Below are 20,184 nucleotides of genomic sequence, written 5' to 3' on the forward strand. Positions count from 1 at the left end.
GGGTCACTCCGTGGCTCGATAGAGGCTTTCTATCCAAATTCCCCGCAAACGGGCTGTCCATGCCGCGCGAGGCCGATATAATGCGGCCTTTTGCGGCTTTGCCGTGGCCGCCGTTTGCCTGGAATGAATAAATGAAAAGCGCAGAAATCCGTGAAGCCTTCCTCCGCTTCTTCGAAGAGAAGGGGCACACCCGTGTGGCATCCAGCTCGCTGATTCCGGCGAACGACCCGACCCTGCTGTTCACCAACGCCGGCATGAACCAGTTCAAGGACTGCTTCCTCGGCTTGGAGAAGCGCGCCTACACCCGCGCCACCACCAGCCAGAAGTGCGTGCGTGCTGGTGGTAAGCACAACGACCTGGAAAACGTCGGCTACACCGCGCGCCACCACACCTTCTTTGAAATGCTGGGTAACTTCAGCTTCGGCGACTACTTCAAGCGCGATGCGATCTCCTACGCTTGGGAATTCCTCACCAGCGACAAGTGGCTGAACCTGCCGAAAGAGAAGCTCTGGGTCACCGTCTATGCCACCGACGACGAGGCCTACGACATCTGGCACAAGGACGTCGGCATCCCGGCCGAGCGGATGATCCGCATCGGCGACAACAAGGGTGCGCCGTACGCCTCCGACAACTTCTGGGCGATGGGCGATACCGGCCCATGCGGCCCGTGCACTGAGATATTCTTCGACCACGGCGAGCGCATCTGGGGCGGCCCGCCCGGTTCGCCGGAAGAAGACGGTGATCGCTACATCGAGATCTGGAACAACGTGTTCATGCAGTTCAACCGTACTGCTGACGGTGTGCTGCACGCGCTGCCGGCACCGAGCGTGGACACCGGCATGGGCCTGGAGCGCATCAGCGCCGTGCTGCAGCATGTCAACTCGAACTACGAGATCGACCTGTTCCAGAGCCTGCTCAATGCCGCGGCTAAGGCCATTGGTTGCGCCAACGAAGGTCAGGCTTCGCTGAAAGTAGTGGCTGACCACATCCGCTCCTGCGGCTTCCTGATCGCCGACGGCGTGACCCCGTCCAACGAGGGCCGCGGCTACGTGCTGCGCCGCATCGTGCGTCGCGCCTGCCGTCACGGTAACAAGCTGGGTGCCAAGGGCAGTTTCTTCTACCAGATCGTCGCTGCCCTGGTGGCCGAGATGGGCGAAGCCTTCCCTGAGCTGAAGCAACAGCAGGCGCACATCGAGCGCGTGCTGAAGACCGAGGAAGAGCAATTCGCCAAGACCCTGGAGCAGGGCCTGAAGATCCTCGAGCAGGACCTGGCCGACCTCAAGGGCAGCGTCATTCCCGGCGACGTGGTGTTCAAGCTGTATGACACCTACGGCTTCCCGGTCGACCTGACCGGCGACATCGCCCGCGAGCGCGAGCTGACCCTCGACGAGGAAGGCTTCGAGCGTGAGATGGAAGCCCAGCGCGTGCGCGCCCGCTCCGCCAGCTCGTTCGGCATGGACTACAACAGCCTGGTCAAGGTTGATGTGGACACTGTATTCACCGGTTACCAGGCCACTCAGGGCGAAGGGCGTGTCGTCGCCCTGTTCAAGGCCGGCGCAGCGGTAGACAGCCTGAACGAAGGCGAAGAGGGCGTAGTGGTGCTCGATACCACACCGTTCTACGCCGAGTCCGGCGGCCAGATCGGCGACAGCGGTCTGCTGACCGCCGCTGGTGTGCGCTTCGATGTGCGAGACACCACCAAGGCCGGCGGCGCGTTCCTGCATCACGGCATCCTGGCCCAGGGCAGCCTGAAGGTTGGTGCCTCTGTGCAGGCGGGGGTCGATGCTGGTGTGCGTCAGGCCACTGCACTGAACCACTCCGCCACTCACCTGTTGCACGCCGCGCTGCGCCAGGTGCTCGGTGATCACGTGCAGCAGAAAGGCTCGCTGGTCGATAGCCAGCGCCTGCGCTTCGACTTCAGCCACTTCGAGGCGATCAAGCCGGAGCAGTTGAAACAGCTGGAAGAGATGGTCAACGCCGAGATCCGCAAGAACTCCGAGGTCGAGACCGAAGAGACCGACATCGAGACCGCCAAGGCCAAGGGCGCCATGGCGCTGTTCGGCGAGAAGTACGGCGACGACGTGCGCGTGCTGACCATGGGTGGCGGCTTCTCCGTCGAGCTGTGCGGTGGTATCCATGCCTCGCGCACCGGCGACATCGGCCTGTTCAAGATTACCAGCGAAGGCGGCGTGGCCGCCGGTGTGCGCCGTATCGAAGGGGTTACCGGTGCAGCAGCGCTGGCCTGGCTAAATGGCGCGGAAGAGCAACTGAAAGAAGCTGCTGCGCTGGTCAAGGGCAGTCGCGACAATGTGCTGGACAAGCTTGCCGGCTTGCTCGAGCGCAATCGCCAGCTGGAAAAAGAGCTGGAGCAGCTCAAGGCCAAGGCCGCCAGCGCCGCTGGCAATGATCTGGCCGGTTCGGCCGTGGACGTGAAGGGCGTCAAGGTACTGACTTCGCGTCTCGACGGTTTGGATGGCAAGGCTTTGCTGGCCATGGTCGACCAATTGAAGAACAAGCTCGGCAGCGCAGTGATCCTGCTCGGCGGCGTGTTCGAGGACAAGGTGGTGCTGGTTGCCGGTGTCACTCAGGACCTGACCGCCAAGTTCAAGGCCGGCGACCTGATGCGTCAGGCCGCGGCGACTGTCGGTGGTAAAGGCGGCGGTCGCCCGGACATGGCCCAGGGCGGCGGCGTGGATGCCGGCAAGCTGGACGAAGCGCTGGCCCTGGCGGCAACCTTCGTCGAACAAGGCGCCTAAATACGGCGAAACCAAGGCCTGCAGTGCGTCCGGCGGGCCTTGGCAGTGTGACCCGATGCGGGTTTAATGGGCGCCCTTCGAGGAATCAGGCGGCTTTTTGACATGGCGTTGATCGTACAGAAGTTTGGGGGCACCTCCGTCGGTACCGTGGATCGTATCCAGCAGGTGGCCGACAAGGTGAAGAAGTTCCGCGAAAACGGCGACGACATCGTCGTGGTGGTGTCTGCCATGAGTGGCGAGACCAACCGCCTGATCGACCTGGCCAAGCAGGTCAGCGATGGTCAGCCGATCCCGCGCGAACTGGACGTGATGGTTTCCACCGGCGAGCAAGTGACCATCGCTCTGTTGGCCATGGCCCTGATCAAGCGCGGCGTGCCGGCAGTGTCCTATACCGGCAACCAGGTGCGCATCCTCACCGACAACTCCCATACCAAGGCGCGTATTCTGCAGATTGATGACCAGAAGATTCGTGCTGACCTTAAGGCTGGCCGCGTTGTTGTGGTCGCCGGTTTCCAGGGTGTGGACGACGAAGGCAACATCACCACCCTCGGTCGTGGTGGCTCGGACACTACCGGTGTGGCCCTGGCTGCGGCGTTGAAGGCCGACGAGTGCCAGATCTATACGGATGTCGATGGTGTCTATACCACCGACCCGCGTGTGGTGCCTCGGGCTCAGCGCTTGGACAAGATTACCTTCGAAGAGATGCTGGAAATGGCCAGCCTCGGTTCCAAGGTGCTGCAGATCCGCTCGGTGGAGTTCGCCGGCAAGTACAACGTCCCGCTGCGCGTGTTGCACAGCTTCCAGGAGGGGCCGGGCACCCTCATTACCCTTGATGAAGAGGAATCCATGGAACAGCCGATCATTTCCGGCATCGCTTTTAATCGCGACGAGGCCAAGCTGACCATTCGCGGCGTGCCGGATATCCCGGGTGTAGCCTTCAAAATCCTCGGCCCGATCAGTGCTGCCAATATCGAAGTGGACATGATCGTGCAGAACGTCGCGCACGATAACACCACCGATTTCACCTTCACCGTGCACCGCAACGATTACAGCAATGCCATGGGCGTGTTGGAAAATACCGCGCGTGAGCTGGGGGCTCGCGAGGTTGTTGGTGATACCGACATTGCCAAGGTCTCCATCGTCGGCGTCGGCATGCGTTCCCATGCGGGTGTTGCTAGCCGTATGTTCGAGGCCCTGGCCAAGGAGACCATCAATATCCAGATGATCTCTACCTCCGAGATCAAGGTCTCCGTGGTCATCGAAGAGAAGTATCTGGAACTGGCTGTGCGCGCGCTGCACACCGCCTTCGAGCTGGATGCTCCGGCCCGACAGGCCGAGTAACTGCTTTACCCGAAAGGCGCGGTCATCCGCGCCTTTCTCTTTTTTGGTCGGTTTGGCAGGGGACTTTTCTTTTGTCCGGGCTGGTCAATACTGGGTGGAGGCGTCGCACTTGATATGCGCGGGGCTGCCACCATTTATTTCTTGCAGACTGTTGTCCCGTAATTGAATCCGTAAGGAGAAAGGAATGCTGATTCTGACTCGCCGGGTCGGAGAGACCCTGATGGTGGGTGATGATGTCACTGTCACCGTGTTGGGCGTGAAAGGTAATCAGGTGCGCATTGGCGTCAATGCTCCTAAGGAGGTTGCCGTGCATCGCGAAGAGATTTACCAGCGCATCCAGAAAGAGAAGGGCGACGAACCAAGCCACTAATTTTTCTCGAAATTTTGGCTTTGCAAACGGGGAAAACATGGTTATCATGCGCCCCGTGTTGCGGAGAGGTGGCCGAGTGGCCGAAGGCGCTCCCCTGCTAAGGGAGTACACCTCAAAAGGGTGTCGGGGGTTCGAATCCCCCCTTCTCCGCCATATTCACAACTTCGGTTGTGTTTGTGCTAAATCCGATAAGTTATTGAGCTGATTCGGAAAAGTGCTTGACCTGATGGTTAAGATCACTAAAATGCGCAACCCACGCACTCATAGCTCAGCTGGATAGAGTACCCGGCTACGAACCGGGCGGTCGGAGGTTCGAATCCTCCTGAGTGCGCCATATCGAAGATGGCTTGCAGCAATGCAGGCCATTTTGTTTCAACCAGTGGTGATCTGGTCTAAAAGCGCCATATGCACTCATAGCTCAGCTGGATAGAGTACCCGGCTACGAACCGGGCGGTCGGAGGTTCGAATCCTCCTGAGTGCGCCATAAAGCCAAAAGGCCCGCAGCGATGCGGGCCTTTTGCTTTTTCAGCGTTTGCCCTTCTCTTGCACGCAGCCGAACTCATCGAATGTCACCTGGCGGCGATTTCCTTTGTCGTCGGCGTAGTGGTACCGGGTTTGTCCGTTACTGCTGGTGATCTTGTCCGGTTTTCCCAAGGTGCTTTCCACGTCGCGCTGGGTCATGCCTCCGCGCACCTGTTGGCGAATGACTGCGCGGCGCCGTTCGTTGCTGGTGAGTTTGTTGCCGCAGCCGTCCTGCTTGGTGCCGACGACTACTACCTGACGTTCGTCTACCTTGCTGCGAGCTTTCTTTTGCGCTTTATGAGGCTTGGCTAGGGGTACGGCTTTGCCTTTTCCTGGTGTTGGATTGTAGGCGTCCTGCAGGTCCAGGCTGGCGCTTTCTGGGCAGCCATGCATCGTATAGGTGATATGGCCATTGTCGTCTTCGCATCGGAACACCGTTGACGCCTGGCTAGGGATGGCGGGGCATAGCAGAAGCGCGCAAAGCCCTGCGCACATGATTCGTAGCATGGTTCGTCCTCCTTGACGATTGTTTCTCCAGCCTAGCTTGGCTTTTTCATCTTGCTAGCGTGCCTTGTGGTGCGGTGCATACGTCGGAAAAAAGGTTACGAGCATGTCTAAATGGGTGTCGCAAGTGCTTGTTCTGGGCCTGATTTTGTCGCGCCGAAACAGGGTGGGGTGCTATTATTTCTACGTCAGCCCCGTCGGGGCTTGTGGATAGCCACCATGGACTTACCCAGTAGTTACTCAAATATTTTTCCGCCCAATCGCGTGTTGACTGATTGACCTCCGCGGCGCGCCCAGCTGCTGGGGTGGAGCGTGCCGTATGACTGAAGTAGAAGCCAAAAAACCGCAGGAAAGCCTGCAGGACCGCCTCGCTCAGGTGGTCGAACTCCTGCATCGCCACAAACTGGTAGAAAGCCTGACCCACCGTCAGGAAGGCCAGCATCAAGACCGGGTCGAGAGCCTGGTTCATCGCCAGAATCTCGCCGAATTACAGCGCAAGCTCGACGAACTGCACTCCGCCGACGTCGCTCATATTCTCGAAGCTCTCCCGCTCGATGATCGTCTGACTGTCTGGCAGTTGGTCAAGGCTGAGCGGGATGGCGACATCCTCTTGGAAGTCTCCGATGCGGTCCGTGAGTCGCTGATTGCGGACATGGATGATCATGAGATTCTCGCTGCCGCCAAGGACATGGATGCGGATGAGCTGGCTGACCTAGCTCCAGAGTTGCCGCGCGATGTAGTGCTCGAGCTGATGGAATCCCTGGATGCACAACAGCGCGAGCGCGTGCGTTCTGCTCTGTCATACGAGGAAGACCAGGTCGGTGCGCTGATGGACTTCGAGATGGTCACCATTCGCGAAGACGTCAGTCTGGAGGTGGTGCTGCGTTATCTGCGACGGCTAAAGGAGTTGCCGGGCCACACTGACAAGCTGTTCGTGGTTGACTACGACGGCGTGCTGAAGGGTGTGCTGCCCATCAAGCGCCTGCTGGTTAATGATCCAGACAGGCAGGTCGGCGAGGTCATGGCTAGCGATCCGGTGAGCTTCCAGCCGGGCGAGGACGCTTATGATGCGGCTCAGGCGTTCGAGCGTTACGACCTTATTTCCGCGCCTGTGGTCGACAAGGAGGGGCGTCTTATTGGGCGGCTGACCATTGATGAAATGGTCGACCTGATTCGTGAGGAGAGCGAGAGCGAAGTTCTCAACATGGCTGGTCTGCGGGAGGAGGAGGATATCTTCGCCTCGGTATGGAAATCGGTCGGCAACCGCTGGGCATGGCTGGCGGTGAATTTGGTCACCGCTTTTCTGGCATCGCGTGTGATTGGTCTGTTCGAGGGGTCCATTGAGAAGCTGGTGGCACTCGCTGCCCTGATGCCGATCGTGGCGGGGATTGGTGGGAATTCGGGTAACCAGACGATCACCATGATTGTCCGGGCCTTGGCGCTGGATCAGGTCAGTACCGGCAATACCTCGCGCCTCTTGCGCAAGGAGCTGGGGGTGGCGCTGATCAATGGCGTGCTTTGGGGGGGCGTGATTGGCGTGGTTGCTTACTGGCTCTATGACAGTTGGTCTCTGGGGTTGGTCATGACTGGCGCCATGACGCTGAACCTTTTGCTGGCGGCGCTGATGGGTGTATTGATTCCGATGACGTTGATTCGCCTGGGTCGGGATCCGGCCATGGGGGCAAGCGTGATGATCACTGCAATGACAGACAGTGGTGGTTTCTTTATCTTCCTAGGCTTGGCCACCCTGTTTTTGCTTTAAAGGGCCAGTACTAGAGATGGGGCAAGAGGGTGGTCTGTCATTTTCATGGAAGTAGTAGTGAGCCCTAGAAACAAAAAAGCCAGTCGATTTGGGTTGACTGGCTTTTTTGTTGGGTGAGGAGTCAATCCTCCGTGTTGCTCAGTTCCGCATCATGAGCGATCAGCGCTACCAGTGCGTTCTGTTGACGGTGGGACAGCTGGCGGAAGCGTTGTAGCAGCTCTCGTTCGTGAAGGGAAAGCTCCGGGCTGTCCAAGCGCAGATTGAGTTCGTCTCCCAGCGCGCCTTCCTGAACCAGGCTCTGTTCCAGGCGGGCAATAATCTCCGAGTTCATGCTGCGATGGTGATTACGCGCTACATCGGCGATGCGCTCGCGCATGCCGTCGGGGAGGCGGACTACGAACTTGTCAGCTGTGCGGCTGGAATAGAGGGCCTGTTTCATAGGTTGTATGTACTAAACCGGTTAGTTCAGAAGGACGATGCTGGCATTCAGCTACATGTGTCGCTGGTATGACCATGGTAGCGCTTACTGGTTCAGTTGGCTGCCTGGCATCGAGATTGGGTTGTCATTCTATTTGACGCCAATTATACGGCGTAAATTGTGAGATGGGTGGAGGCGTATTGCCAGCACCGGTTGTCAGAAATGTGTTCTGGTCGGCAAAACACGACGAGTCGGCATTTTTGCTTAATTGGTTGGGCCACTTGGCGCTGCATAGAGAAGGGGGTGGTGCAAACCACATGACAAAGCGTGCTAGCCCAGTTAGGATGACTGGCGTCATCGAAGTTATTCAGAAAATTCAATTGGATAGCAGAGATGGCTACCGACCGCCTCGGCGGTAGCGATGTCTCGGTCCCCTTAGTTCAATGGATAGAATAAACCCCTCCTAAGGGTTAGATGCTGGTTCGACTCCAGCAGGGGGCGCCATTACTGATCAGCTGCGGTAGCAGGCGGTAGCAGGCGGTAGCGGGGCTCAAGTCAGGGCTTGAGTGGCTGCGAGTGACGTGAGGGAGGCAATAATGGCCCGATCTCTTCCCTCTTTTTTTGCCTGGTAGAGACATTGGTCTGCACGTTGAAGCCAGTGGCTCCAGGGCTCTTCCGCATGCAATATGGCGCCGCCGATGGAGACGGTGACCGGTCCGCCAGGGCTTCTTAGGCCTGATCTTACTTCCTTGAGCAGGTTCTGTGCGGCAGTTTCGAGCCCCTCGGCATCCGTGTCTGGAAGCAGCAGCAGAAACTCTTCGCCTCCGAAGCGAAACAATCGATCCTCCTGGCGAGAGCAGCTGCGGATCAGCTTCGCGTAGTCAATAAGCACTTGGTCGCCAGCCTGGTGGCCATGAAGATCGTTGATTTGCTTGAAGTGGTCCAGATCCATAGCCAGTACGCCGTAGCTGCGTCCATGCCGGCGCTTGCTGGAAGCGACAATCTTAAGTTCGTCGTTCATTGCGCGACGGTTTCGCGCCCCGGTCAGCGGGTCTTGGATGGCCAGCAGTTGTAATTGCTCACGCTGAATGCGGGTGCGGTAAGCAAAGATGAAGGTCAGTACTCCGGCCATGGCATTGGTTACCAGGAAGGAGATCATCTGATAGTTGCTTTCGAACACGCTGCCGGGTTCTCGCAGGGCATGACCTACCAGTCCGGCGAGTACAAGCAGGGTGGCTGCGATGGCTTTTCCGGGGGAGACCATGAAGAAATTAAAGAGGATCAGCGGATAGATCCAGAACAGGCCGTTGACGCCCAGATTGATGGCGATAAGTGTCGCGGCCACCGAAAACACGCATGCCAGATAGAGGCCGGGTTTTTCGGTATCGCCCGTGCGCCAGGCGTAGATCACTGCGGAGAGTGTGGAGAGGACTATCACCACATCGGCGACGCCTACCAGCAGGTTATTGTGCAGCAGGCGGTAGGCCGCATAGGGCGTGATGCCCAGTACCCCGATGATGCCCATCAGGGTGATGATGGACAGCTGGAAATCGTTGCGCAGTCGCTTGAACATCAGCGCGAATCCCTGGCTCATAGCATGTTGTCATTGTTATGAGCCAAGGATGCAGGGCTTTGTTCGTATCAGCAAGGAACTGTTAGGCAGAGTGCCATCATCCTGCTGGTGGTTGTTACCGTGAAATCACTTCTTGCCGATGGTGATGTGGCGGCTGGGGGCGGACCAGGATTGGCCGCTGATGCCTTTGGCAATCTGCTGTATTTCGCCACCTGAGTTGAGGAAGGCGGCAACCTGGGCTTCGAGGGATTCGCGGGTTTCCACCGCTGGTTGCGGTTTGGGTTGCTGGATGGCTTTCTTGACGCGCATGGTTCCCCCTCGAGGAATATCTGGCGCTACGCAAGTGCGCAGCAAAGTAGCAGGGATAAAAAAACCGGCCCGTGGGCCGGTTCTTTTGGCAGGCTAGAAGTCAGATGACCTGAACTTCGTCAGCCTGCATGCCTTTCTGGCCCTGAACGGCGATGAAGGAAACCTGTTGGCCTTCCTTCAGGCTCTTGAAGCCGGCGCTCTGGATGGAGCGGTAGTGCACGAACAGGTCGGCGCCGCTTTCCGGAGTGATGAAGCCGAAGCCTTTCTCGTCGTTGAACCACTTAACGGTGCCGGTTTGACGTGCGGACATGGGATATCTCCTTGGACAAAGTGAACACGGCGCTGGAACAGCCCAGGCCATGACTGAGTGCAAAGAGTAAAGAAACCGAGGTAGGTCGGACCGAGATCTAAACCGGTCGATTTGCGGTGACACATGCAGCACAGTGCCGCCACCCTACAGGTAAAGTGTCGATTTACCTAATGATTTCTGCCTTTTCCGGTAAATGGTGCAGGGCATTTGCTCAGGTCGACGCTACCGACGAAGGGGTTGTTCCAACCCATGACGCAGGCTATACGTTGGTTGCGCTGGCGCTCCCAGGGCTCGACCGGGTAATGCCTGCTCCAGGCGTCGAACAGCTGTTGCTCCTGCCTGGATAGACGAAGCCCATAGCGCTGGCTCATGTAGAAGTAGGTGCGGGCTATCATGCCGCGCACCTTTGGGCGCGGCATCACCTTGCCTCTTCTGAAGTCCACCACCATTAGGCAGGCACCGTACTGGCCGGGTTCGTTTGGAAGCCAGGCGAAAGGGAGGTTGCTGCGGTCGCCGTTGATCTCGCCGATGCTGGGTACCAGGTTGAACAGATCCGCCTCGGCGCGGCGGAAGGTCTCATCACTGCGTGAGCAATGCTTGCGTCCGCCCTGCTGCCAGCAGCGGCGCTGATGGCCGATGACCCATGCCGGTACCAGGTGTTCCCATTCGATGCGTGCGGCGCGCTGCGGATTCTTGCGAGGTGTATAGCCACAGCTCTTCAGGTCGACCTGATTGCCGCTGTAGCGGCAGCCACAGTAGAACTCCACCGCCTGCTGAGCATAGAGCTTCCAGGCGATCTTCTTGGCTTCGCTGAACGAGCGGGGTGCGGAGGCGAGGGTGGGCAGAGAGATGCAGCAGAGTAACAACAGGGCGAAACACTTGGGCACGGAGACGACATCCCGAGAAAAGCGCCGCATGATACTGCTGTCGTCGCCCCTGCCAATCGTGGCGAGGTGCTGGCCATGCCGCCGTTGGCTCATGGTGCTCACTGAAATCATCGACAGACTAGGAGGTTCGTCATGCGAATCATCATTTTGCTGCTAGCAGCTCTGCCGAGTTGGACAGCGCTGGCCGACCAGCCGGTGCACCGGCCGATCCCTATCCAGTATGTCAGTCCTGGCGCTTCTGGCAGCGTCGAGTCTTCCAGTCGCAGCCAGAGTTATGACATCCATGGCGGTCATGCCGTGCCCAGCCAGGGCTATGGCCGCAACCAGGTGGAAATGCATGGCAGCTCAAGCGTCCGCCATGGTGGCAGCATCCGGCAGAGCACCGAGTATCCGGGCGGTATCGAGGTGCAGCGCCATCCTGGTCAGAGCGACTATGAGTTGCAGCGTAACCGTTGACGACTGTTTAACACTTCGAGCGCCTCGGGCTGACAGTTGCGGCATCGCGCCGCATCATGCGCGGCAGTCCGGATTTAGAAGGTAACCAGCAGATCATGTCGATGCAGTCCCTTGGGTTCGCGGCGCAGAGCGTCGTGGGACGCGTTCGCGAGCACAACGAGGATGCGGTGCTGTGCCTTCCCGAGTTCGGCCTATGGGCCGTGGCAGATGGCATGGGAGGGCATCGGTGCGGCGAGGTGGCCAGCGCCCTGGCGCTGGAGACTCTGCGTGAGTCTGTGGCTACTGGAGATGATCTAGAACGTGCCATCCATGCCGCCAATCAGGCGATTCTTGCCGCAGGTGGGGAGGGTGTTGGGCGGCGCATGGGCAGTACGATAGTGGCTGCCCGCATCATCGGCGCGAGCTACGAGATCGCCTGGATCGGCGATAGTCGTGCATACCGCATCAGCCTTGGAAGTATCGAGCGGCTGAGTCGTGACCACAGCTGGGTGCAGGCGATGATTGATGCCGGAGAGTTGAGCGTCGAGGAGGCTCGCCATCATCCACGCCGCAACGTCGTCACCCAATGCCTGGGGCAGAGCGAGCAGGCGCTTGAGGTCGGGCGCGTGCAGGGCAACCTGGCGCCCGGCGAACTGCTGCTGCTGTGCAGCGACGGCCTGACCGGTGAATTGAACGACGAGCAGATCCACGAGGTCTGTGCTGGGGCTGCCACGCTCGATGCATTGGTTGAACAGTTGATAGGGCTGGCCAACCAGCGAGGCGGCAAGGACAATATCTCCTGCATCGTGCTGGGGCGCAGCGTGGCCGAGTCGACGAAGTTCGATGCCAGGCCCCGTAATTTTCTCAGCCGTTGGCTCTCTTCCCGCAAGCATTGAAACGATCGACGCGCATCCATGAGCACCACTCTGCTTGAAATCCCCGGCTACCGGGTGCACGGCCAACTGGGCAAGGGCGGCATGGCCGAGGTCTTCCTCGCCACTCAGGAGTCGTTGAGCCGCAAGGTCGCGATCAAGGTGCTGCGCAGCGCCGAGGATGAGACATTCAGCCGGCGCTTCATCAAGGAGGCGCACACGGTCGCCTCGCTCAATCACCCGTCGATCATCACTATTCATGACATCGGTCGCCTCGCCGACGGCCGCTATTACCTGGCCATGGAGTTCCTTCCGGGAGGCGACCTGGCGCGGCGCAAGGGAGAGGTATTTGCCCCCGAGCGCGCCCTGCAGATCGTGCGCCAGGTCGCCAGCGGCCTGGCGGTGGTCCATGACAAGGGTTTGGTGCATCGCGACGTGAAGCCTGCCAACGTGTTGTTTCGCGGTGACGGCACCGCTGTGCTCACCGATTTCGGCGTGGCCAAGGACCTCGACATCGACAGTGAACTGACGCAGTTCGGCGTCGCCGTCGGCAGCCCGGCTTACAGCAGTCCGGAGCAGGCCCAGTGCCAGCCTCTGGACGCACGCAGCGATATCTACAGCCTGGGCGTGATCCTGCTGGAGATGCTCACCGGCAACAATCCCTATCGTGGCGGCAACTACACCCAGACCGTGGTCAATCACGTACAGATGGATCTGCCGCCGCTGCCCGATAGTCTTGGCGCCTTCCGGAGCCTGTTGGCGCGGATGCTGGCCAAGAGGCCGGAGGATCGCTTTACCGAGTGCCGCGCGTTGCTGACGGCACTGGACGAGATGGAGCTGAGCGATCTGGAGGAAACCCAGATTCGTCCGGCGCTGCCGCTCCCTGAGCAGACTTCCTTGGCCCCTGCGTCGCGCAGGCGCCGCTCGGCGATGCCCCTGTTGGTAATGCTTAGCGTGCTGGTGCTGATCGGCACCCTGACGTCGGCGGGCCTGTATCTCAAGGAGCAGCGGCAGATCGACGCCCTGTTGTCCCAGGCCGAAGAGCGCTTCGCTACCGGTCGGTTGGTTGATCCCGAGCGAGACAGCGCGGAGCACTATTTCAACGAGGTGCTCGCTATCGATGCCGGCAACGATGATGCGCTGTCTGGCCTGCAGCGCATCCGCGAGTCTCGTATCGCTGCGCTGTTGGTCCAGGCCGACCAGCGTCTGGCCGAAGGACTGCTCACCGAGCCGGCCGAAGACAGTGCCGATTTCTATTACCGTCAGGCCTTGGTCATTGACCCGCAGCATGCCGGTGCCCAGGCTGGCCTGCAGCGCTTGCTGGAAGCCCGTGTTGCCCGCTTTCTGGCGCTGGCCGAGCAGAGTATTGCCGACAAGCGCCTGCTGCTGCCGGAAGAGGACAGCGCGGTCTACTACTACCAGCAGGTTCTCGGTTGGGCGCCGGGCAATGCCGATGCCCTGGCAGGCCTTAACCGCGTGGCACTGGAGTATCGCGATCTGGCCAGCGGTGCGTACAAGCGTGGCGATTTTCCTGGTGCATTGGCGATGATCGAGCGCGGTTTGCAGGTCGAGCCGGGGAACTCGGAGCTGATGCGGATGCGTGGCGAGCACGAGCAACTGCTCGATGAGGCTCGTGCCGCCCGAACTCGCGCCGCAGCGGCTCAGGCTGACCGCGACCGTCAAAGCAACCCGATCAAGCGGGCCTGGAACAACATCTTCGGTCAGTAGGACATCTCACATGCTCAAACTGCACTTCAACGACAGTCGCCAGGCTCCCGTATGGCTGGTCGAGGAGCGATTCACCCTGGGGCGGGATCGCCGCAACGATCTGATGCTGGAGGATGTTGGAGTCAGCGCGTTCCATGCCGAGATTCGTCAGGATGCGGGGCTCTACTACATCAGCGATTGCGAGAGCGAACTGGGTACTTTCGTCAACGATGAGCGTATCGCCAGCCGCTATCAGCTGCGCTCGGAAGACAGGGTGCGCTTGGGTGATGTCGAACTGCTTCTGGTCGATCCGGGGAAGGTCACGGCGCGTGCCGAGGCTGCCCAGCGCTGGTTTCTGCAGGTTATCCAGGGTGAGCACGAGGGCAAGAAGTTCCACGTCAGCGGCTCGATGACCTTCGGGCGCTCGGTCAAGTGCGAACTGTGCTTCAGCGATGCCGAGCTGTCGCGCCGCCACTGCGAATTCTTCCTGCGAGATGACGTGCTGGAGGTGAAGGACCTAGCCTCGGCCAACGGTGTACAGGTCAACGGTGAGAAAGCCGCGGTCGCGGTGCTTAAACCTGGCGACCAGCTGCGCATGGGGTCGGTGGTACTGCTGGTGATCGGCCCCAGAGTCGATGCACAGACGACGGAGGAGGAAAACGAGGATGCCACCGTGTTCGTACGTGCCGTCGATCTGCCTAGGCCACAGGCGAAACCTCGCCCACGGTCGGCGGGAGCGGCTACCTCGACGGTCAACCCGCTGCGTGTCGTGGCACAAGCTCAGGCGGCACCTGCTCCGGTCGCCAGGAGTGGTGGTGCTCTGACGTTCGGGCTGCTGGCGTTGCTGCTGGTGGCGGGTGTGCTAGGTGTTGTCTACTTGCTCTGAGTCGCGAGGGAGTCACTACCGCCCGGCAATATTCATCAAATTGTCACTGAACTGTGGCAGCGCTCGCGAACGAACATCCGCAGACTCGCGTTTCACTGGGGTTCTGCGTTCTGGGTGTTCTCGATGCGTGCGTTGTTCTTTCTGGCCGCTCTGCTTTGCGGCATGCCGTCCCTTGCGGCTTCCCGTTGCGACTTGCAGGCACCGACCGCTACCGCGGATGTCGGAGATGTGCGTCTGGCCTACCAGAGTGTGGGGCGTGACAGCGACCCGGCGCTGTTGCTGGTGATGGGGCTGGGTGGCCAGCTGATCCATTGGCCGGACGAGGTGGTGGAGCGCCTGTGCCAGCAGGGCTTCCGGGTAATTCGCTTCGACAATCGTGACGTCGGCCTATCCACCTGGCACGGCGAGGCGCCGTCGGTGAGCTTGAATTACGAGGTGCTTCGCTATCAGTTGGGCCTTGGGGCGGTTGCGCCTTATTCACTGCGTGACATGGCTGGCGATGCCCTCGGGCTGATGGATGCGCTGGGTGTCCGGCGCTTCCATGTGCTAGGCGCCAGCATGGGCGGAATGATCGCCCAGCACATGGCCGACATGGCTCCGCAACGGGTGGAGAGCCTGACACTGGTGATGACCAGCACCAGTGCGCCTGGGCTGCCGGCGCCGGATGCGCGTTTGCTGCAGCAGTTGGCTCGGCGCGAGGCCGCGGATCGCGCCTCGGCCATCGAGCAACAAGCCGATTTGCTGGCGGCACTTGGCAGTCCTGGTCAAGAGATCGATCGTGCCCAGCTCCTGGCCGAGGCTCAGCGTAGCTATGATCGCGCCTTTAACCCGCAGGGTGTACAGCGACAGATTCTGGCGATTCTCGCCGAGCCGAGCCGGGTGGAGATGCTCAATCGCCTGCATGTGCCGACCCTGGTGGTGCATGGAACCGCTGATCCGCTATTGCCGGTGATGCATGGCGTACATGTGGCGGCTCACATAAAAGGCAGTGAACTGAAGTTGATTCGCGGCCTGGCCCACCGTTTCCAGGCCCAGTTCAAGGAGCCGTTGCTGGCCGCTGTGCTGCCACACCTGCGCGCGCACCGCATGGATGACCAGCAGTTGGCTCAGATGGGAAGTGCGGCTGCTCAGCCCCTGTAGCCGGCTTTGGGATGAATGCATTCCGTGGCAATGGGGGCTTGCCGCGTGATTGCGTTCGAGTATGAGTCAGGCGCTGGCGGTCAAGGATTGCCGGCTACCGTTCAGGTAGTCGCGCAGGCGATTCTGCTGCCCGGGCGTCATGAACAAGCCAAGCTTGGTGCGTCGCCAGAGAATATCTTCGGCTTCCATGGCCCATTCCTCGTTGCGCAGATAGTCCACCTCGCGGGTATAAAGTCCGGCTCCCAGGTGCTCGCCCAGTTCGCTCTGTCGCTGCACGCCGTCGAGCAGGCGCCAGGTGCGGCTGCCGTAGGTGCTGACCCAGCGCTGGGCGAGGAAGCGGTCGAGCCAGCCGAAGCGGCCGATCAGCTTCTCCACCAGCTCCTCGCGACTGCTCATGTTCTCACCGCCGGGCAATGGTGCCTTGGCGGTCCAGGCCGGGCTCAGCTGGGGGAAGAAGGGTGTGAGCTGGCTCATGGCCGACTCGGCGAGCTTGCGGTAGGTGGTCAGCTTGCCGCCGAACACGGACAGCAGCGGTGCGTCGCCCTGGACGCCCGACAGCGACAGGGTGTAGTCACGGGTCACGGCCGAGGGCTCGTCCGATTCGTCGTCGCACAGCGGGCGCACGCCGGAATAGGTGTGCAGGATGTCGCTGCGTGAAAGCTGCTTTCTGAAGTGGGCGTTGACCACCTTCAGTACGTAATCGATCTCTTCTTCAGTAATGCGTACCTGGGCGGGGTCGCCCTGATACTCGCGGTCGGTGGTGCCGACCAGGCTGAAGTGTTCCAGCCAGGGAATGACGAAGACGATGCGCTGGTCCTCGTTCTGCAGAATATAGGCCTGCTCCTGATCGTGAATGCGCGGCACCACGATATGGCTGCCCTGGATCAGGCGGATGCCGTAGGGCGACTTCTGCTTCAGATCGTCCTGAAGGAAACGCGCCACCCAGGGGCCGGCAGCGTTGACCAAGGCGCGGGCGCGGATGGAGAAGAGGCTGCCGTCGGCACGCTCCAGATGCAGGTGCCACAGACCCTTGCTACGCCGCGCGCTGAGGCAGCGAGTGCGGGTGTGGATGTGGGCGTTGCGCTCGCGGGCGGCCATGGCGTTGAGTACCACCAGGCGGGCGTCGTCTACCCAGCAGTCGGAATACTCGAAGCCGCGAGTCATCTCCGGTTTGAGCGGGCTCCCGGCTCCGAAGCGCACGCCGTGCGAACCCGGCAGTTTTTCGCGCTTGCCCAGGTTGTCATAGAGAAACAGGCCTGCGCGAATCATCCAGGCAGGGCGCAGGTGCGGGCGGTGGGGAAGGATGAAACGCATCGGCTTGACGATATGCGGCGCCTTGGCCAACAGCACTTCGCGCTCGGCCAGCGCCTCGCGCACCAGGCGGAACTCGTAATGCTCTAGGTAGCGCAGGCCGCCGTGGATCAGTTTGCTGCTGGCGGAAGAGGTGTGCTGCGCCAGGTCGTCACGTTCGCAAAGGAACACCGAGAGGCCTCGGCCGGCGGCGTCGGCGGCGATACCTGCACCGTTGATGCCACCGCCGACCACGGCCATATCGTAGATTTCAGCGATTGGTGGGGGCTGCTTCATTGGCATGGCAAGGCACCGTAAGTTTCAAAGTGAACTTATAAATGTTCGATTTCGAAAATATGCTAGCCGAGCAGGCATGCTTTGGCCAGCCCGGGGCGGGCCGGTCATCTGGATTCGTGTCGGTGGTTGGCCTGGGCGGATCGAGGATCAAACGATATGCAGCTGGATCTTCTGCTCGGCCAACTGGCGTGTCAGGCCGGTGGAGGGTGGGGCGTCGGTGAAGATGTGGTCGACCAGGGCGATGGAGCCCAGGCGCACCACGGCGTTGCGCCCGAACTTGCTGGAGTCTGCGGCCAGCAGTACCTGGCGGGCATTGTCGATGATGGCCTGGGAAACACGCACTTCCTGGTAGTCGAAGTCGAGCAGGCTGCCGTCGTCGTCGATACCGCTGATACCCATGATGGCGAAGTCGACCTTGAACTGCTGGATGAAGTCAGCCGCCGCCTGACCGACCACGCCGCCGTCGCTGCGCACGCTGCCGCCCGCCACCAGTACTTCGAAGTCGGCCTTGTCAGCCAGGGTGGAGGCCACATGCAGGTTGTTGGTGATCACCTTGAGGTGCTTGTGGCCGAGCAGGGCGCGGGCGATGGCCTCGGTGGTGGTGCCGATGCTGATGAATAGCGAGGCGTAGTCTGGAATCTGGGCGGCGATGGCCTCGGCTATGCGCTGCTTCTCGTCGCGCATCTGCCCGGCGCGCATGGCGTAGGCGGTGTTCTGGATACTCGATGCCTCGCTTGCCGCGCCGCCATGGGTACGCCGCAGCAGGCCCTGCTCGGCCAACTGATTGATGTCGCGGCGAATGGTCTGCGGGGTCACGGCGAAGGCCTGGGCCAGCTCTTCGATACTGACATAGCCGCGCTCACGAGCGCGTTCGAGGATGCTTTGCTGGCGGGGCGGGAGGCGCATGGGCTTTCCTTGTTATGGGCCGGCGGATTATAGCGAGGTGCTGTGGGCTGAAGACGCTTATGGTCTCCGCCATCTTTCGTGCCGTCTCCGTGTGATGTTAAAGACTGCTCCCGGCGGCTTTTTCCGCTAATGTACGCGCTTCCTTCAGAAATTTTCGAATTCGAACATGACTCCTGCCATCGATCTGCTGAAGAAGGCCAAGGCCGAGCACCAGGTGCACAGCTACAGCCATGATCCCAAGGCGGCCTCCTATGGTCTGGAAGCCGCAGAAAAGCTGGGTCTGGAGCCAGCCAGGGTGTTCAAGACCCTGCTTGCGGCGACCGAAAAAGGCGAGCTGCTGGTAGCTGTGGTGCCGGTAGCCGGTACGCTTGATCTCAAGGCTCTGGCCCACGCCGCCGGGGTGAAGAAGGCGGATATGGCCGATCCGCAGCAGGCCCAGCGCAGTACCGGATACCTGGTAGGCGGCATCAGCCCGCTGGGGCAGAAGAAGCGTTTGCGCACCTTCATCGACGAGTCGGCCCGCCAGTACCCGACCATCCATGTCAGCGCCGGCCGGCGCGGCCTGGAAGTGGAGCTGGCGGCCGAGGTGCTGGCTCAGCATACCCAGGCGAGCTTCGCCGACATCGGCCGGCCCTGAGCGGCTTGAGCATCCAAGGAAGGCATCATGGCGTACGACAGGATCGACTGGCATTCCGGCGGTGAGTATCCCGCGGGCCTGCCAGAGGAAAACGGCGGCATCCACATCGGCATGTTTCTGGCGTGGGCCTTTGGCCAGGGAATGACGGGTGATGTTCACCGCGAAGACTCGACGGACCTGCTGACCGCGCTGGAGCGGCGCGAGATCACCGGCCTGGATTTCCTGTTGCAGGCCTGCGATAGCAAATTCTGGGACGAGGACCTTAGCGAGGACGGTAATGCCTTCGCCGTCGACTATTACACCTCGGGCGACGATTCGCCGTTCGCCGCGCAGCATGGCAACTACCTGGGTGACTACTGCGACCTGTTCAACCGTCATGCCGAGGCGCACGGCTTCGAGTATGAAAGCACCTACCACGTCGAGAACACCTGGGAGAACTTCGAGCGGGTTCGGGTGATGCTCGACCAGCGACTCGCTCAGTGGCGGCTTTGGCGCGCGGACGATGCGAATCGCTTGCTCGACCCGAAGACCCAGTTCCTGCACGCCTGTGTCGAAGCCGGAGGAGTGCTGGGGCAGCAGGGATTCAAGCCCAACAAGCACGGTACGTTGTGGAAGAAGACGGCGGCCGACCGCGATACGCTGTTCGAAGTCGACTTCGAGGCGGAGCGCTACAACGCCCGTGCCAACGTACAGATGACGGTGAACGTCCGCATTTCCAGCAAGCGGCTGAAGAAGTGGCTGAGCGAGTTCACCGGCAACAAGCACTGCGACGGCTATGTGCTGTTCGGCTCGCTGCGCCGACCGGAGAAGGCGATCAGGGTTATCGTCTGGCAGGTCTCAGGTGCTTCTCTGACGCAGTCGGTGCGGGAGATGCGCGAGGCGCTCGCGCAATACGTGCTGCCGCTGTTCGACCTGTTCGGCGACCGGGAGCGTGCACTCGAGCACCTAGCCGCCCATGGCGCAGGCTTTACCGGCGTTTGCCAACCGGAAGCTACACCGATGGCCTTCATGCTGTGCTTCGGCGGCCAGGAGCAGGCCCAGCGTTTCTTCGAGCTTTACTACGCGAGCCGTCCTGGGCCGTGGCGCGGGAATATCGCCAAGACCTTCACCAGGCTTCAGGGGGGCGAAGAAATTGCCTGGAACATGTCTGCCTATTCCGACGAGCATTGCATCAAGTTGGCCTTCGCCAGAGGCCTTGTGCTGCCCGCCCGCAAGGGTGAGGGCTGATCGCCCATGCCGAAAACCCGACTACAAGTAGAACA

Annotated in this window: 19 protein-coding genes and 4 tRNA genes; 15 read left to right on the forward strand and 8 right to left on the reverse strand. The window is 60.7% G+C overall.

What is annotated here, in order from left to right; translation table 11 throughout:
• The first annotated feature begins 131 nt into the window (after window positions 1–131).
• The 6 genes from alaS to IB234_RS10085 all read left to right on the forward strand — a co-directional run bounded on the left by alaS (window position 132) and on the right by IB234_RS10085 (window position 4,951).
• A complete protein-coding gene (gene alaS, locus IB234_RS10060; RefSeq protein ID WP_192317057.1) occupies window positions 132–2,756 on the forward strand; it encodes an alanine--tRNA ligase in 2,625 nt (874 codons plus the stop codon).
• 102 nt (window positions 2,757–2,858) lie between these two features.
• Complete coding sequence (locus IB234_RS10065; protein ID WP_192317060.1) at window positions 2,859–4,097, forward strand: aspartate kinase; 1,239 nt, start codon at window positions 2,859–2,861, stop codon at window positions 4,095–4,097.
• A 184-nt stretch (window positions 4,098–4,281) separates the two neighbouring features.
• Entirely contained in the window at window positions 4,282–4,467 is a 186-nt protein-coding gene (gene csrA / locus IB234_RS10070) for a carbon storage regulator CsrA (protein ID WP_003244478.1), read from the forward strand.
• Window positions 4,468–4,529: 62 nt separating this feature from the next.
• Window positions 4,530–4,620 (forward strand) — tRNA-Ser (locus IB234_RS10075).
• A 104-nt stretch (window positions 4,621–4,724) separates the two neighbouring features.
• A tRNA-Arg gene (locus tag IB234_RS10080) sits at window positions 4,725–4,801 on the forward strand.
• Between the two features lie 73 nt (window positions 4,802–4,874).
• A tRNA-Arg gene (locus IB234_RS10085) sits at window positions 4,875–4,951 on the forward strand.
• Window positions 4,952–4,992: 41 nt separating this feature from the next.
• On the opposite strand, the gene IB234_RS10090 is transcribed toward IB234_RS10085, so the two are convergent.
• Window positions 4,993–5,496: a DUF4124 domain-containing protein gene (locus IB234_RS10090; RefSeq protein ID WP_192317062.1), complete on the reverse strand. Its 504-nt coding sequence runs from the start codon at window positions 5,494–5,496 to the stop codon at window positions 4,993–4,995.
• A gap of 316 nt (window positions 5,497–5,812) precedes the next feature.
• Between IB234_RS10090 and mgtE the strand changes: the two genes are divergently transcribed.
• A complete protein-coding gene (gene mgtE / locus IB234_RS10095; protein WP_192317064.1) occupies window positions 5,813–7,255 on the forward strand; it encodes a magnesium transporter in 1,443 nt (480 codons plus the stop codon).
• A gap of 121 nt (window positions 7,256–7,376) precedes the next feature.
• On the opposite strand, the gene IB234_RS10100 is transcribed toward mgtE, so the two are convergent.
• Window positions 7,377–7,703, reverse strand: coding sequence for an Arc family DNA-binding protein (locus IB234_RS10100; protein WP_192317804.1), 327 nt, complete (start codon window positions 7,701–7,703; stop codon window positions 7,377–7,379).
• A gap of 399 nt (window positions 7,704–8,102) precedes the next feature.
• Here IB234_RS10100 and IB234_RS10105 point away from each other — a divergent pair.
• A tRNA-Arg gene (locus IB234_RS10105) sits at window positions 8,103–8,177 on the forward strand.
• A 46-nt stretch (window positions 8,178–8,223) separates the two neighbouring features.
• On the opposite strand, the gene IB234_RS10110 is transcribed toward IB234_RS10105, so the two are convergent.
• The 4 genes from IB234_RS10110 to IB234_RS10125 form a co-directional block, all read right to left on the reverse strand.
• Entirely contained in the window at window positions 8,224–9,246 is a 1,023-nt protein-coding gene (locus IB234_RS10110) for a sensor domain-containing diguanylate cyclase (RefSeq protein ID WP_225580465.1), read from the reverse strand.
• Between the two features lie 126 nt (window positions 9,247–9,372).
• Window positions 9,373–9,555 carry a hypothetical protein gene (locus IB234_RS10115; protein WP_192317068.1) on the reverse strand — a complete coding sequence of 61 codons (183 nt, stop codon included), beginning with the start codon at window positions 9,553–9,555 and terminating at the stop codon, window positions 9,373–9,375.
• Between the two features lie 100 nt (window positions 9,556–9,655).
• Window positions 9,656–9,865: a cold-shock protein gene (locus tag IB234_RS10120; protein ID WP_192317070.1), complete on the reverse strand. Its 210-nt coding sequence runs from the start codon at window positions 9,863–9,865 to the stop codon at window positions 9,656–9,658.
• A gap of 167 nt (window positions 9,866–10,032) precedes the next feature.
• Entirely contained in the window at window positions 10,033–10,752 is a 720-nt protein-coding gene (locus IB234_RS10125) for an endonuclease I family protein (protein ID WP_318651996.1), read from the reverse strand.
• Window positions 10,753–10,884: 132 nt separating this feature from the next.
• Between IB234_RS10125 and IB234_RS10130 the strand changes: the two genes are divergently transcribed.
• The 5 genes from IB234_RS10130 to IB234_RS10150 all read left to right on the forward strand — a co-directional run bounded on the left by IB234_RS10130 (window position 10,885) and on the right by IB234_RS10150 (window position 15,792).
• A complete protein-coding gene (locus IB234_RS10130) occupies window positions 10,885–11,208 on the forward strand; it encodes a hypothetical protein (RefSeq protein WP_192317074.1) in 324 nt (107 codons plus the stop codon).
• A 95-nt stretch (window positions 11,209–11,303) separates the two neighbouring features.
• Window positions 11,304–12,083, forward strand: a complete 780-nt coding sequence (locus IB234_RS10135; RefSeq protein ID WP_192317076.1) for a PP2C family protein-serine/threonine phosphatase — start codon at window positions 11,304–11,306, stop codon at window positions 12,081–12,083.
• 18 nt (window positions 12,084–12,101) lie between these two features.
• On the forward strand, window positions 12,102–13,787 hold the full coding sequence (locus IB234_RS10140) for a serine/threonine-protein kinase (RefSeq protein ID WP_192317079.1): 1,686 nt from the start codon (window positions 12,102–12,104) through the stop codon (window positions 13,785–13,787).
• 10 nt (window positions 13,788–13,797) lie between these two features.
• Window positions 13,798–14,652 carry an FHA domain-containing protein gene (locus IB234_RS10145; RefSeq protein WP_192317081.1) on the forward strand — a complete coding sequence of 285 codons (855 nt, stop codon included), beginning with the start codon at window positions 13,798–13,800 and terminating at the stop codon, window positions 14,650–14,652.
• A gap of 123 nt (window positions 14,653–14,775) precedes the next feature.
• The gene (locus tag IB234_RS10150) at window positions 14,776–15,792 is read left to right on the forward strand and encodes an alpha/beta fold hydrolase (RefSeq protein ID WP_192317083.1); all 1,017 of its coding nucleotides are present in this window, start codon (window positions 14,776–14,778) and stop codon (window positions 15,790–15,792) included.
• 66 nt (window positions 15,793–15,858) lie between these two features.
• On the opposite strand, the gene glpD is transcribed toward IB234_RS10150, so the two are convergent.
• Entirely contained in the window at window positions 15,859–17,385 is a 1,527-nt protein-coding gene (glpD, locus tag IB234_RS10155) for a glycerol-3-phosphate dehydrogenase (RefSeq protein ID WP_192317085.1), read from the reverse strand.
• 141 nt (window positions 17,386–17,526) lie between these two features.
• A complete protein-coding gene (locus IB234_RS10160; protein WP_192317087.1) occupies window positions 17,527–18,285 on the reverse strand; it encodes a DeoR/GlpR family DNA-binding transcription regulator in 759 nt (252 codons plus the stop codon).
• A gap of 166 nt (window positions 18,286–18,451) precedes the next feature.
• Here IB234_RS10160 and ybaK point away from each other — a divergent pair, with 166 nt between their 5' ends.
• Both ybaK and IB234_RS10170 read left to right on the forward strand, forming a co-directional pair.
• Window positions 18,452–18,922: a Cys-tRNA(Pro) deacylase gene (ybaK, locus tag IB234_RS10165; protein WP_192317089.1), complete on the forward strand. Its 471-nt coding sequence runs from the start codon at window positions 18,452–18,454 to the stop codon at window positions 18,920–18,922.
• A gap of 27 nt (window positions 18,923–18,949) precedes the next feature.
• Complete coding sequence (locus IB234_RS10170; protein ID WP_192317092.1) at window positions 18,950–20,149, forward strand: hypothetical protein; 1,200 nt, start codon at window positions 18,950–18,952, stop codon at window positions 20,147–20,149.
• Window positions 20,150–20,184 lie beyond the last annotated feature (35 nt).

Origin of the sequence: Pseudomonas sp. PDM16, assembly GCF_014851865.1 — a bacterium.
Lineage (GTDB): Bacteria > Pseudomonadota > Gammaproteobacteria > Pseudomonadales > Pseudomonadaceae > Aquipseudomonas.